At 66.8% G+C, this 13879-nt stretch carries 13 protein-coding genes and 1 pseudogene; 12 read left to right on the top strand and 2 right to left on the bottom strand.

Annotated elements, in window-relative coordinates:
- The first annotated feature begins 4 nt into the window (after nt 1-4).
- A pseudogene (locus ACFW0B_RS04565) lies at nt 5-488 on the top strand (adenosine-specific kinase).
- Nucleotides 489-728: 240 nt separating this feature from the next.
- Here the strand turns inward: ACFW0B_RS04565 and ACFW0B_RS04560 are convergent.
- Nucleotides 729-2114, bottom strand: coding sequence for an MBL fold metallo-hydrolase RNA specificity domain-containing protein (locus tag ACFW0B_RS04560; RefSeq protein ID WP_449146764.1), 1386 nt, complete (start codon nt 2112-2114; stop codon nt 729-731).
- Nucleotides 2115-2299: 185 nt separating this feature from the next.
- Between ACFW0B_RS04560 and ACFW0B_RS04555 the strand changes: the two genes are divergently transcribed.
- The 9 genes from ACFW0B_RS04555 to ACFW0B_RS04515 all read left to right on the top strand — a co-directional run bounded on the left by ACFW0B_RS04555 (nt 2300) and on the right by ACFW0B_RS04515 (nt 10358).
- The gene (locus ACFW0B_RS04555; RefSeq protein ID WP_449146763.1) at nt 2300-2974 is read left to right on the top strand and encodes a thermostable hemolysin; all 675 of its coding nucleotides are present in this window, start codon (nt 2300-2302) and stop codon (nt 2972-2974) included.
- A complete protein-coding gene (locus ACFW0B_RS04550; protein WP_449146762.1) occupies nt 2964-4433 on the top strand; it encodes an AMP-binding protein in 1470 nt (489 codons plus the stop codon). Before ACFW0B_RS04555 ends, ACFW0B_RS04550 begins: the two co-directional genes overlap by 11 nt.
- The gene (locus tag ACFW0B_RS04545) at nt 4430-5104 is read left to right on the top strand and encodes a TenA family transcriptional regulator (protein ID WP_449146761.1); all 675 of its coding nucleotides are present in this window, start codon (nt 4430-4432) and stop codon (nt 5102-5104) included. Before ACFW0B_RS04550 ends, ACFW0B_RS04545 begins: the two co-directional genes overlap by 4 nt.
- Nucleotides 5091-5897 (top strand): SDR family oxidoreductase, encoded by an 807-nt coding sequence (locus tag ACFW0B_RS04540; protein WP_449146760.1) that lies wholly within the window; start codon nt 5091-5093, stop codon nt 5895-5897. The genes ACFW0B_RS04545 and ACFW0B_RS04540 overlap by 14 nt, the downstream gene beginning before the upstream one ends.
- On the top strand, nt 5897-6538 hold the full coding sequence (locus ACFW0B_RS04535; RefSeq protein ID WP_449146799.1) for a tetratricopeptide repeat protein: 642 nt from the start codon (nt 5897-5899) through the stop codon (nt 6536-6538). Before ACFW0B_RS04540 ends, ACFW0B_RS04535 begins: the two co-directional genes overlap by 1 nt.
- A 9-nt stretch (nt 6539-6547) precedes the next feature.
- Nucleotides 6548-7210, top strand: a complete 663-nt coding sequence (locus tag ACFW0B_RS04530; protein WP_449146759.1) for a response regulator — start codon at nt 6548-6550, stop codon at nt 7208-7210.
- Nucleotides 7207-8583, top strand: coding sequence for an ATP-binding protein (locus ACFW0B_RS04525; RefSeq protein ID WP_449146758.1), 1377 nt, complete (start codon nt 7207-7209; stop codon nt 8581-8583). The genes ACFW0B_RS04530 and ACFW0B_RS04525 overlap by 4 nt, the downstream gene beginning before the upstream one ends.
- Before the next feature lie 92 nt (nt 8584-8675).
- Nucleotides 8676-8927: a hypothetical protein gene (locus ACFW0B_RS04520; protein WP_449146757.1), complete on the top strand. Its 252-nt coding sequence runs from the start codon at nt 8676-8678 to the stop codon at nt 8925-8927.
- Nucleotides 8928-9470: 543 nt separating this feature from the next.
- Nucleotides 9471-10358 (top strand): neutral zinc metallopeptidase, encoded by an 888-nt coding sequence (locus ACFW0B_RS04515; protein ID WP_449146756.1) that lies wholly within the window; start codon nt 9471-9473, stop codon nt 10356-10358.
- A 25-nt stretch (nt 10359-10383) separates the two neighbouring features.
- Here ACFW0B_RS04515 and ACFW0B_RS04510 read toward each other — a convergent pair whose 3' ends face one another.
- Nucleotides 10384-11172, bottom strand: a complete 789-nt coding sequence (locus ACFW0B_RS04510; protein WP_449146755.1) for an IclR family transcriptional regulator — start codon at nt 11170-11172, stop codon at nt 10384-10386.
- 102 nt (nt 11173-11274) lie between these two features.
- On the opposite strand from ACFW0B_RS04510, the gene hmgA reads away from it, so the two are divergent.
- Together hmgA and fahA are read left to right on the top strand one after the other, a co-directional pair.
- Nucleotides 11275-12570, top strand: coding sequence for a homogentisate 1,2-dioxygenase (gene hmgA / locus ACFW0B_RS04505; RefSeq protein WP_449146754.1), 1296 nt, complete (start codon nt 11275-11277; stop codon nt 12568-12570).
- Between the two features lies 1 nt (nt 12571).
- On the top strand, nt 12572-13876 hold the full coding sequence (gene fahA / locus ACFW0B_RS04500) for a fumarylacetoacetase (RefSeq protein WP_449146753.1): 1305 nt from the start codon (nt 12572-12574) through the stop codon (nt 13874-13876).
- Nucleotides 13877-13879 lie beyond the last annotated feature (3 nt).

Genomic DNA, 13879 nt, shown 5'->3' with positions numbered 1-13879 from the left:
CCACATGCAACTCGTCAGCGTCAGCATCGACAAGCCGGAATCGATCAACTTCATCTTCGGCCAGACCCACTTCATCAAGTCCGTCGAAGACATCCACGAAACCCTGGTCGGCGCCGTGCCCGGCATCCGCTTCGGGCTGGCCTTCTGCGAGGCCTCGGGCAACTGCCTGGTGCGTTTCCGGCACCGACGACGCCATGCTCGAACTGGCCAGCAGGAATGCCCAGGCCATCGGCGCCGGGCACAGCTTCATCATCTTCCTCGGCGAAGGCTTCTACCCGGTCAACGTGCTCAACAGCCTGAAGCTGGTGCCGGAGGTCTGCCGCATCTACTGCGCCACGGCCAATCCGACCCAGGTGATCCTGGCCGAAACCGACCAGGGACGCGGCGTGCTCGGTGTGGTGGACGGCTTCTCGCCTCGTGGCGTGGAAGGCGAAGAAGACATCGCCTGGCGCAAGGGCCTGCTGCGGCAGATCGGCTACAAGCTCTGAGCCCGGGGCAGCCTTGATTCTCAGTTTCGTAGCTCGGATGAAATCCGCGGAAAGTCCCACCGCCGCTCCCGGATTTCATCCCCGGGCCACGATTGGCTGCGACTTTCGCGCGCGCAAAAAAAGCTGCCATCGGCGGCAGCTTCAGTTTGCACCCTGGCGCGTCCTGCGCCCTTTCTGTTCCTGCAGGCAGGATGCCTGCGGCCGATGACAATCCAATGTCCGGATCGCTACAGGTAGATGTCAGTCGTCATCGGCATGCAGATCGTCCAGGGACACACGCTGGCGGTACTCGGCAACCGATACGGGCCACCCAAGCTGCTGGTGGATGCGCCGGCGCAGGCAATCGGCGGCGTCGGGTTCGCCATGGACCACGAAACTCCGCACTGGCCGCTGGCTGAAGCCCTTCATCCATTGCAGGATCTCGTCGGCATCGGCATGGGCGGAAAGGTTTTCCAGCATGACCACCTCGGCCCGGATGGGAATATCCTCGCCGTGGATTCGGACCTCCCGTGCTCCACCGGCGATCAGCGCGCCACGGGTGCCGCCCGCCTGGAAGCCCGACAGCAGAATGGTATTGCGTGCATTGGGCGCCAGCGCCTTGAGGTGATGCAGCACGCGCCCCCCGGTGGCCATGCCGCTGCCCGCGATGATCACCGCCGGCGAGCGCATCTGTTCGAGACGTTTGGATTCATCCACCGTACGGACAAAGCGTGCCACCCGGCAAACGCCCTCGCACTCCTGGCGACTCAGGCGATGCTCCGCGTGGAAACGCTGATAGAGCGCCGTGACGTCCGTGGCCATGGGGCTGTTCAGATAGATGGGCAGATCGGGAATGCGACCTTCCTGCTTCAGCCGATAGAGCAGGTACATCAGCAATTGCGCCCGGCCCACCGCGAAGGACGGCACGACGACAATGCCCTGCCGCATGGCGGTGCGGTTGATCACCTCGGCAAGGATTTCCAGCGTGTCTTCAGCGGGATGCTGGCGGTTTCCGTAGGTCGACTCCACCACCAGGAAGTCGGCGCTCGACACGCTTTCCGGCGCCACCATGAGCGGATCGTGCGGCCGCCCCAGGTCACCGGAGAAGAGGATGCGCCGGCCTCCGGCCGTCAGTTCCACCATGGCCGCCCCCAGGATGTGCCCGGCCGGCCGCAATTGCAGCCGGATGTCTCTGGCAACCTCACAGCCATGATGGAAAGCGACGGGCCGCAGGCGCTTCAGCGCACGCTCGGTATCCGCCTCGGTGTACAGCGGCCTGGCCGGATGATGCCTGGAGTAACCCCGCCGATTGGCGTACTCGGCCTCCTCTTCCTGAAGACGCGCACTGTCGCGCAGGAGGATCTCGGCCAGCGCACAGGTGGCCTCCGTGGCATAGATGGGTCCCTCGAAACCCTCGCGCACCAGCACCGGCAGATAACCGCTATGGTCCAGGTGGGCATGGGTGAGGACCACCGCATCCAGACGCTTCGGACGGATCGGAAACGGCTCCCAGTTACGCAGGCGCAACGCCTTGTAACCCTGGAACAACCCACAATCCACCAACACCCGCTGGCCATCATGTTCCAGCAGGTACTTGCTTCCGGTCACGGTACCGGCCCCGCCAAGAAAGCTGAGATGAGTTCCCATCGCTACGATTGCCCCCTGCGCTCCGAATGGAATCATGGGTAGCAAATCTAGCCTTTGACCCCATGACTTGCCGTGTCCTGGGTCAAGACACCCCGTGGCTCGATCACCCGCGGCAACGATCTTCAGGGTCCCTTAAGACTTCGCGCGGATACTGCCTCTGCATAAGCCAAACGCCCGGGGGCACCATGAACAGCGCCGAGTGGAACGCCTTGTTCCCATTCCGTTTCGGTCACCAGTCGCAGCAACACTACCTTTCCCTGCTGTTGGCCGGAGACGCCGGACGGGGTCAGGTCGAGGACTTCGTCCATCGCCGCTTTCTCAGCGTCCACGGTGCCGATATCCACCAGTACATGCCCGAGCTGCTGGGCATGCGCAACTTCCACGGGGCCCTCAGCGCCGTGGCCGGCATCCGCCTCGCCGAGCAGGAGGAGCTGTTCCTCGAGCAGTACCTGGAAGCGCCGGTCGAATCCCGGATCGCCAGCCTGACCGGTGTCCCGGTGGAGCGCCGACAGGTCGTGGAAGTGGGCAACCTGGCGTCGATAAGCGCCGGCAATGCGCGCCTGATCATCGTTGCCGTCACCTGGCTGCTGCACCAGCGTGGCCTGGAGTGGGTGGTATTTACCGGCGCTCCGGCGCTGATCAACAGCTTCCACCGGCTGGGTCTGGCCCCCCTGCATCTCGGCGAGGCCAACCCCAATCGCCTGGGCCGCGACCAAGAGCAATGGGGCTCCTACTACGAGCAGAAGCCCCAGGTGTTCACCGGCAACATCCACTTCGGCTACGAGCAGCTGCAACGCAACGGTGTCTTTGCGCACCTGGGTTTCCCTGAAGCCGACGAGGCGGCCCACCATGCAGCCTGAAGCCTTTCGCGAAATCCTGCGCCAGCACGCCAGCCACCTGCCGCAACCCCTGGCCCTGCGCGGTGATACCCGGCGCTACACCTATGCCCAGTTGCTGGCCGAGGTGGAACGGCGGGAAGGCCTGCTGCGCGCCGAACCCGAGGGTGTACTCGCCCTCGGCCTGGACAATGGCCCGGAGGCGCTGATCTGGGACCTGGCAGCGCTATTCAGCGGGCGCCCCTGCCTGATCCTGCCGCCCTTCTTCAGCCCCGCGCAACGTGCCCACTGCCTGGAACAATGCCAGGTCCGCCTCGCGGTGCTGGACGCCGGCTTCGCCAACGAGCTGGAAGGCGCCGGCTTCCAGTCTGACGGCACCTTCTGGCGAAAGCCCGGACAGGACCAGCCAACCCTGCCCGCCGGCACCCTCAAGGTCACCTACACCTCGGGCACCACCGGCCAGCCCAAGGGCGTCTGCCTGGGCGCCGATGCCTTGCTGCGGGTCGCCCATGAGCTGGAAGTCGCCAGTCGCCCCTGCGCACCGGCTCACTACCTGGCTGTGCTGCCGATGGCGGTGCTGCTGGAGAACCTTGGCATCTACGCGGCGTTGCTGGCCGGTGCCTGCGTCACCCTGCTGCCGCAGCGACAGATGGGCATCCAGGGCGCAAGCGGCGTGGACTGGCCAAAACTGCTGGCCAGCGTCGTCCTCAGCAGTGCCCAGAGCCTGATCCTCGTGCCGCAGCTGTTGCTGGGTCTGGTCACCGCCATCGAGCGCGGCCACCTGGACGCCGCGCAATTCCGCTTCGTCGCCGTGGGCGGGGCGCGTGTATCGTCGGACCTGCTGGCCCGTGCCGCGCGGGTCGGGCTGCCGGTATTCGAAGGCTACGGGCTCTCCGAATGCGCCTCGGTGGTCTGCCTGAACCATCCCGGCGCCGTTCGCCCGGGCAGCGTCGGCCAGCCCCTGCCCCATGTCCAGGTGCGGCTGGCGGACGACGGCGAAGTACTGGTCAGCGGTTCCACCCTGCTCGGCTACCTGGGCGAAGCGCCCTTTGCTGGCGACTGGTGGCCCACGGGTGACCTGGGCGAGTTCGACGCCGACGGCTACCTGCACCTCAAGGGCCGCAAGAAGCACCAGTTCATCACCAGCTTCGGCCGCAACGTGAACCCGGACTGGGTGGAGGCCGAGCTGACCCAGCGCGGCGTGATCGCCCAGGCCTTCGTCCATGGCGAGGGCCTGCCCGGCAACCTCGCCCTGCTCTGGCCGCTGGACCCGAACTGCGATGGGCAGGCCCTCGCCGACGCCGTGGCCTGCGCCAATGCCGCGCTGCCCGACTACGCACGGGTCAGGGCCTGGCAGCGCCTGGAAACCCCTTTCAACGCCGCCGACGGGCTACTCACCAGCAATGGTCGCCTGCGCCGCGAGGCCATCCTCGCGCGCTACCGCGACACCCTGTTCGAACTCCAGAACGAGGCAAGATCATGAGTTTCTTCGACCAGTTGCAAGCCGCCACCACCCGCGAACGCGAGGCGCTGTTCAGCGTCCCGGTGATACGCGAGGCGCTGGCCGGACAGGTCAGCCTGGAGGGCTACCGCGCCTTCCTCGGCCAGGCCTACCACCACGTCCGCCACACCGTGCCGCTGATGATGGCCTGTGGCGCACGCCTGCCCTCGCGGCTGGAATGGCTGCGCGGCGCGGTGTGCGAATACATCGACGAAGAATACGGCCACGAGCGCTGGATCCTGAACGACATCGCCGCCTGCGGCGGTGACCCCGAAGCCGTCAGCAACAGCCGCCCCTCGCTGCCCATCGAGCTGATGGTGGCCTTCCTCTACGACCAGATCGCCCGCAGCAATCCGGTGGGCCTTTTCGGCATGGTCAACGTGCTGGAAGGCACCAGCATCGCCCTGGCCACCCAGGCCGCCGGCAGCATCCGTGAAAGCCTCGGCCTGCCGGCGGACGCCTTCAGCTACCTGTCCTCCCACGGCGAACTCGACCAGGACCACATGGCCACCTACCGCGCTCTGATGGACCGCCTGGACGACGAAGGCGACCAGCAGGCGGTGATCCATGCCGCCAAGGTGGTCTACCAGCTCTACGCCGACATGTTCCGCGGCCTGCCTCGCGCCGGCGAGGTGTCCCATGCGTCTCGCTGATTGCCGCGTATTGCTCACCGGCGCCAGCGGTGGCATCGGCCTGGCCCTGGCCGAACAGCTCTGTGCCCGCGGTGCCCGGGTGCTGGCGGTGAGCCGGCAGCCGGAAGCCCTGGCGCCCCTGCTGGCACGCTATCGGCAGCAACTGGTCTGGACCGGCGCCGACCTGCGCCAGGCGCAGGGACGCCAGCGTGTGCTGGAAGTCGCACGCGGCATGAGCGGTATCGATGTGCTGGTGAACGCCGCCGGGGTCAACTGCTTCGCCATGCTGGAGCAGGTGGACGACGAGCAGATCGAGGGCATGCTCGCCCTCAACGTCACCGCCACCGTGCAGCTGACCCGTGCCCTGCTGCCGCTGCTGCGCCAGCAGAACCACGCCCTGGTGGTCAACGTCGGCTCCATCTACGGCTCCATCGGCTATCCCGGCTACGCCGTCTATTGCGCCAGCAAGTTCGCCCTGCGCGGCTTTTCCGAGGCCTTGCGCCGGGAGCTGGCAGACACCCCGGTGAATGTCCTCTACGTCGCCCCCCGCGCCACCCGCACCGGCATGAACAGCCAGGCCGCGATGGCGCTGAATGCCGAACTCAAGGTCGGCGTGGACGAGCCGGATCAGGTGGCCCGGGCGGTGATCGCGGCCATCGAGAAAGACCTCAGCGAGCTCTACCTGGGTTGGCCGGAGAAGTTCTTCGTCCGCCTCAACGGCATGCTGCCCGGCGTGGTGGACCGGGCGCTGTCCAGACAACTGCCGATCATCCGCCGCTTCAGCGGTGCCCACCACGGCAAGGAGCATCCATGATGAACAAGCTCATTGGCACCCTCGGCCTGTTCCTGGTTCTCAGCATCCCCGCCTGGGCCCTGGACGACGCCGGCAATCAGCGCCTGGCGGCGATCCAGCAGCGCTGGGCGGAAATCCAGTACCAGGTAATGGAACAGCAGCGCGCCGACGAATTCGAGAAGCTCGCCGCCCAGAGCAGCGCGTTCACCCGCAGCGCCCCGAACTCCGCCGAAGCCTGGATCTGGCACGGCATCGTCACCAGCAGCTGGGCTGGCGCCGAAGGCGGCCTGGGCGCGCTGGGCAAGGTCAAGGACGCCCGAGACGCCCTGGAGCGCGCCATCCAGCTCGACCCGACCGCCTTGCAGGGCTCGGCCTACACCAGCCTCGGCGCGCTGTATGACCGGGTGCCCGGCTGGCCGGTCAGCTTCGGCGACGAAGACAAGGCCGACCAGTTGCTGCGCAAGGCCCTGGAGATCAATCCGGCGGGCATCGACAGCCTGTACTTCTGGGGCGACCACCTCTACCGCCAGGGCCACCCGCAGCAGGCACGCGAAGCGCTGCAGAAGGCCAGGGCCGCCGCCCCACGCCCCGGTCGCGAGCTGGCCGACCAGGGCCGCCGGCGCGAGATCGATGCTTTACTGCAGGAAATCGGCAACCCCTGACGGACATTCATGAGACTGCTTCTCGTCGAAGACGACAACGCCCTCGGCTCCGGCGTGCGCGCCGGCCTGCGCCGGGACGGCTACACAATCGACTGGCTGACCGACGGCGCCAGCGCCCTGCATGCCCTGCAGACCGAAGAGTTCGACCTGGCGATCCTCGACCTGGGCCTGCCGCGCCTGGACGGCCTGCAGGTCCTGCAGCAATTGCGCGCCGGCGGCTCCATCCTGCCGGTGCTGGTGCTCACCGCCCGCGACGCCCTCGATGACCGCATCCTCGGGCTGGACGCAGGGGCGGACGACTACCTGGTCAAACCCTTCGACCTCAATGAACTCAAGGCCCGACTGCGCGCCCTGCTGCGCCGCAGCGCCGGCCGGCCACAAGTGCTGATCGAACACGGCGGCGTGGTGCTCGACCCCGCCAGCCAGCAGGTCAGCTACCAGGGCAGCCCGGTCGCCCTGACGCCCAAGGAGTACCAGCTGCTCCACGAACTGCTCTCGCAACCGGGCAAGGTCATCACCCGCGAGCGCCTGGTGCAGACGCTCTACGGCTGGGACGAGGAAGCCGAAAGCAACACCCTGGAAGTGCATATCCACAACCTGCGCAAGAAGCTCTCCAGCGACCTCATCCGCACCGTGCGCGGCATCGGCTACCTGGTGGACGGACGCCCATGACCTCGTTGCGCCGCCGCACCCTGTGGCTGGTGATGGTTCTGCTGCTGCTCGGCACCCTGCTCATCGCCTACTTCAACTACCGCGACAGCCGCCACGAGATCGAGGAAATCTACGACGCCCATCTGGCGCAGAACGCGCGCCTGCTGATGGGCGTGATGCGCATGCCCCTGGCCAAGCCCGAACAGGACGAGCTGTACCGTTCCTTCAACGACGCCCTCGGCAGCGCCGCCCCGCGCAAGGTCGGCCATCCCTACGAGAGCAAGCTGGCCTTCCACGTCTGGAGCAAGGACGGCCGAAGCCTGGTGCAATCGCCCAGCGCACCGCCTTTCGACCACGCGCCGCTGAAAACCGGCTTTCACTACATCCAACTGGCCGGCCACCACTGGCGTGGCTTCGTCCTGCCCGACCCGGAACGGGGCCTGCTGATCTGGGTGGGTGAACGCGACGACGTGCGCCAGGACCTGGTACAGCGCATCGTCCGCCATACCCTGGGGCCCAACCTGGTGGGCATTCTCGTGCTCGCAGCGCTGGTCTGGCTGGCCATCGGCTGGGGCCTGAAGCCCTTGCAGAACATGGCGCAGGTGATCCGCAGCCGCCACGCCGAATCCCTGGCACCGTTGCAGATCGTGCCGCTACCCAGGGAGCTGGAACCCATGCAGGCGGCGATCAACCGCCTGCTGGCGCAGATCGAACAGATGCTGCAGCGCGAACGGCGCTTCATCGGCGACGCCGCCCACGAGATGCGCACGCCGCTGGCGGTGCTGCGCCTGCACGCGCAGAACGCGCTCGAAGCCACCAGCGACGAGCAGCGCGCCGAGGCCCTGCGCTTCCTGACCCAGGGCGTCGACCGCCTGACCCGGGTGGTCCACCAGTTGCTCACCATGGCGCGGGTGGAACCGGAACTGGCGCGGCAGAAATGGCAGCGCCTGGACCTGGAACACCTGGTCCGCGAGCACCTGGCCGAGCTGACGCCGCTGCTGCTGGACAAGGGCCTGGAACTGGCCCTGGAAGTGGCCGGCGGCGACTTCCACACCACCAGCGACGCCGCCGCCATCGGCATCGCCCTGCAGAATCTGGTGACCAACGCCACCAACTTCTCCCCGCCCGGCGGCGAGGTGAAGGTCAGCCTGCTGCCGGACGGCCGGGACTTTCTCCTGCTGCGGGTGGAAGACCAGGGCCCAGGTATCGAAGAAACCCGGCTGGAACGCCTGTTCGAGCGCTTCTACAGCCAGGACAACCCCCAGGGCGCCGGCCTTGGCCTGGCCATCGTGCAGATGATCGCCACCCGCCTGGGCGGCAGCATCACCCTGTACAACCGCGAAGGCGGCGGGACCTGCGCCGACCTCAAGCTGCCCCGGCTGGCTCCGGGATGACGCCGGGTCTACCGCTCCGCGGAATCACAGCAGCGACAGGCAAATTCGGCTGTACTGAACTAGCACGCTATCTCTCCGAGGGAGGCAATGCCATGGGAACTCCCCGCCTTCCTGTTGTCCTGGCTGCGATGTTCCTGCTGGTTTCGGCAGGCGCATCCTGGGCCACGGAACAGGCCCAACAACGCCGCGCTGCGCGGGAAGTCCGCCAGGAAACGCGCCAGGACGCCCGCCAGATCAAACAGGACTGCCGCGCTGCCGACATGCAGTACAACGCCCAGTGCCGCCAGGACAAACGGCACACCAAGCAGCAAGGGCGCGAAAGAGCGCGGGATATCAAGTACTGAGCGCCCCCTTGGACCTGATCCTGCAGAGACGAACTCAATCGCTCACCCTGCGGGATGGCTGGGGCAACTGCGTTGCCCATAGCGAATGAATTCGCCCCCACAAGGTATGGGGCCCTGCCGTGGAATATGTGCAAGGGCGGCGCGCTTTTCCTGTGGGGGCGATTTCAATCGCCAAGCAGTCCGAAGGACTGCCCAATGGGATCGCAGGGGGCAACGGTGTTGCCCATAGCGAATGAATTCGCCCCCACAAGGTATGGGGTCCTGCCGTGGAATATGTGCAAGGGCGGCGCGCTTTTCCTGTGGGGGCGATTTCAATCGCCAAGCAGACCGAAGGACTGCCCAATGGGATCGCAGGGGGCAACTGCGTTGCCCATAGCGAATGAATTCGCCCCCACAAGGTATTGGAGGCCCGCCGGGAGAGGTTCGCTTTTCCTGTAATTGCCCTCATGTGACAGATGTTTCACGCGCGAGCCAGATGAAAACTTGGCGCGGTTGTACGGAAGCGACAACACTGAATCTCGACACGCCCCGGAGCCCATCGAGATGCCCGAGAACGCCGCCACCCCGAAGCCCCGCAAGGGATTGCTGCTCCGACTGCTGCGCTGGCTGTCCTGGTTGCTGATCATCGTCGCGCTGGCGGGAGTGGCGATCTACCTGGCCTTCGGCCCCGCGCGCATGATCGATCGGTTGAAACCCCCACCACCGGCGTTTCCCGAAGAGGTGATCGAGGAGCCGGCCGCGGTGGCGAAGCCGGTCGCCGCGCCGCCCCCCGCCGCCATGCAGCAGGCGCCGGCCGACTCCCAGGCCCTGACCGCCCTGCTGCTCGACAGCATCGAGGACATCTGGGGCGAGTTCCTCGCCCGCGCCGACTACACCTACAAAAAACCCAAGGTGGTGAGCTTCCGGGACCGGCTGGAGTCGCCCTGCAAGCTCAAGGGCACCTTCAGCGGGCCCCTGTATTGCTCCGGCACCTCGCAGCTCTATCTCGACATGACCTACCTGGACGACCTGCAGGAGAACGTTCCGCATGTGGGCGATCTCGCGCGTAGCTACGTGGTCGCCCACGCCGCCGCGCACCATATCCAGAAGCTGGTGGGCGTGGTGGGTGGGTTCAGGAATCTCGATGCCGAGCTGGACCCGAGCCGAAGCCGCGCAAGCCTGCGGCTCAACCAGGAGCTGGTGGCCGATTGCCTGGTGGGCAGCTGGATCAGCTATGCGCGGCGCAAGTACGCCTGGCTGGACCCCGAGCAGCTGGACGAGGCGCTCAAGGCCGTGCGCGAACGCGACGCCGCGCGTGCCGCCGCGGGTCTGCCGCCCATGGCCGACCCTCGGGAACTGCCCGATCCGGAGACACGCCTGCGCTCGCTGAACGTCGGCATCGAATCCGGCGACCCGCGGGAGTGCAGCGCGTTGCTCGCCATCGAGGAATAACGCTCGACTACCGGCAGCGAACCGCTCAGGCCGGCTGCCGCCCCCCCATTCGCAGGCTGATGGCTTCGGCCGCACGGTGCAGGCGCTCGGCGGCGGAGCCTTCGGTATCGGCACTGAACACGCTGGCCGCCCCCACCACCGTGATCACCCCGGCGAGCTTGCTGCCGGTGGCGAACAGCGGCGCCGACAGCGCATTCACCCCCGGCATCAACAGGCCATGCACCGGGTGCAGCCCGGTGGCACGGATCTGCGCCATCTGTTCCTGCAACTCGGCAACAGCGGGCGCCCCGGGCTGGGCCATTTCCTCGTCCCGCAGGAAAGCGGTTTCGGCCTCGGGCAGGTAGGTGTTGAATACAAGGCCGGTGGACGATCCCAGCAGCGGCAGCACCGAGCCCACCTGGGTCACCAGGGTCACCGCGCGCAGGGCCTGTTCGACGTGAACCACAGTCGGCCCCTTGTTGCCCCATACAGCGAGGAAGCAGGTTTCGTTCAGCGTGTCACGCAACTCCACCAGGTGCGGCATGGACACCTTCACCACGTCCAGCCGGCCAATGGCCGCCAAGCCGACCAGCAGCGCCTCGCGGCCGAGACCATAGTGATTGGTGGTGGCGTCCTGCTCGGCGAAGCCGCTGGCGATCAGCGCCTGCAGATAGCGGTGCACCTTGCTCGCCGGCATGCCGACGTGCTCGGCCAGCTTCGACAGCGAGGTGGCCGGCGCCAGCTCCGCCAACCCCTTGAGGATGTCAGTGCCCACCTCAGCGGCCTGCACCTTCTGCCGCCGCGGTGCGCCCGCGCTGTCGTTCTCGCTCGTCATGTCATGGCCTTGGTCGGTGTGGAGGGCGCTGTTATAGCTTGACCCCTTTTTCCTTTCAAATTACGTTATGCGTAATCAAATTACAAAAACAGCGAGGTCAACATGGTCTCCCCCGCTCCGCTCACCTATCAGTCCGGTTTCAACAACGAATTCAGCAGCGAGGCGCTGCCCGGTGCCCTGCCCGTCGGCCAGAACTCCCCGCAGAAAGTGCCCTACGGCCTGTACACCGAGTTGCTTTCCGGAACCGCCTTCACCGTGCCGCGCAGCGAGGCCCGGCGGACCTGGATGTACCGCATCAAGCCGTCGGCCAACCATCCGCGGTACCAGCGCCTGGAGCGCCAGATCGCCGGCAACCGCCTGGGTCCGGTGACGCCCAACCGCCTGCGCTGGAACCCGCAGGACATCCCCGCCGAACGCACCGACTTCATCGACGGCCTGCTGACCATCGCCGCCACCAGCGATGCCGAACAGGCCTCCGGCGTCAGCGTGCACCTGTACCGCGCCAACGCCTCGATGCAGCGGGTGTTCTTCAATGCCGACGGCGAACTGTTGATCGTTCCCGAGCAGGGACGCCTGCGCATCGCCACCGAACTGGGCCTGCTGGATATGGAGCCCCTGGAAATCGCCGTGATCCCGCGGGGCATGAAGTTCCGTGTCGAGCTGCTGGACGCCAGCGCCCGTGGCTATATCTGCGAGAACCACGGCGCCGCGCTGCGCCTGCCGGACCTCGGCCCCATCGGCAGCAACGGCCTGGCCAACCCGCGGGACTTCCTCGCCCCGGTCGCCCACTACGAAGACCTCGATGAAAAGGTGGAGCTGGTGCAGAAGTTCCTCGGCGAACTCTGGGCCACCACCCTCGACCACTCGCCGCTGGACGTGGTCGCCTGGCACGGCAACAACGTGCCCTACAAGTACGACCTGCGCCGCTTCAACACCATCGGCACGGTGAGCTACGACCACCCGGACCCGTCGATCTTCACCGTGCTCACCTCGCCCAGCGACACGCACGGCCAGGCCAACGTCGACTTCGTGATCTTCCCGCCGCGCTGGATGGTGGCCGAGAGCACCTTCCGTCCGCCGTGGTTCCACCGCAACCTGATGAACGAATTCATGGGCCTGATCCAGGGCGCCTACGACGCCAAGGCAGAAGGCTTCGCCCCGGGCGGCGCCTCGCTGCACAATTGCATGAGCGCCCACGGCCCGGACAACGCCACCACCACCGCCGCCATCGCCGCCGATCTGAAACCGCACAAGATCGACAACACCATGGCCTTCATGTTCGAGACCAGCCGCGTGCTGCGCCCCAGCCAGTACTCGCTGGAATGCCCGCAGCTGCAAAGCGACTACGATGCATGCTGGGCCGGCATGGCCAAGACCTTCGACAAGGGCAGGATCTGACATGACCCAAATAGACAACCGCCGTAGCTGGATCGCCTCCGCCAACGGCCACCCGGATTTCCCCCTGCAGAACCTGCCGCTGGGCATCTTCAGCCCGGCGGGTGCTTCGCCGCGCGGCGGCGTGGCCATCGGCGACGCTATCTTCGACCTGAAGGTGGCCAGCGACGCCGGCCTGTTCAGCGGTGAAGCCGCCGAAGCGGCACGCTCCGCCTGCGGCGACAGCCTCAACGCCTTCTTCGCCCTCGGCGCCTCTGCCCGCCGCGCCCTGCGCGCGCAGCTGCAGGAGCTGCTGGCCGAAGGCAGCAGCGCCCAGGCGCGTCTGGAAGCCATGGGCCAGGCCCTGCTGCCGGCCGCGTCCACCTGCCAGCTGCATCTGCCGGCAAAGGTGGGCGACTACACCGACTTCTATGTGGGCATCCACCACGCCAACAACGTCGGTCGCCTGTTCCGCCCGGACAACCCGCTGCTGCCCAACTACAAGTACGTGCCCATCGGCTACCACGGCCGTGCGTCCACCGTCTGCGTCTCCGGCACCCCGGTGCGCCGCCCGCTGGGCCAGACCATGCCGCCGGGCAACGAGGTGCCGAACTTCGGCCCGAGCAAGCGCCTGGACTACGAACTGGAACTGGGCATCTGGATCGGCCAGGGCAACGAGATGGGCGAATCCATCGCCATCGCCGATGCCCAGCAGCACATCGCCGGTTTCTGCCTGCTCAACGACTGGTCCGCCCGCGACGTGCAGGCCTGGGAATACCAGCCCCTCGGCCCGTTCCTGGCGAAGAACTTCGGCACCACGGTTTCTCCCTGGGTGATCACCGCCGAGGCCCTGGAACCCTTCCGCACCGCCCAACCGGCGCGTCCGGAAGGCGACCCGCAGCCCCTGCCCTACCTGCTGGACGAAGCCGACCAGGCCAATGGCGCCTTCGACATCGAACTGGAAGTGCTGATCCTCACCCCCGCCATGCGCGAGCAGGACCTGGCGCCCCATCGCCTGGCGCTGAGCAACACCCTGAACATGTACTGGACCGTGGCGCAGATGGTTGCCCACCACAGCATCGGCGGTTGCAAGCTGCAAGCCGGCGACCTGTTCGGCTCCGGCACCCTGTCCGGCCCGGAACCGCAGGCGTTCGGCAGCCTGCTGGAGAGCACCTTCGGCGGCAAGCAACCGATCACCCTGCCCAGCGGCGAGCAGCGCACCTTCCTCGAAGACGGCGACGAAGTGATCCTGCGCGCCCGTTGCCAACGGAATGGCTATCCGAGCATCGGCTTCGGCGAATGCCGGGGCGTGTTGCTGGCGGCACGCTGAGAT

The sequence above is a fragment of the Metapseudomonas phytobenefica genome, assembly GCF_043392685.1.
Taxonomy (GTDB): domain Bacteria; phylum Pseudomonadota; class Gammaproteobacteria; order Pseudomonadales; family Pseudomonadaceae; genus Metapseudomonas.
Note: the sequence above shows the minus strand (reverse complement) of the source record. Positions and strands in the feature narration are given on the sequence as shown.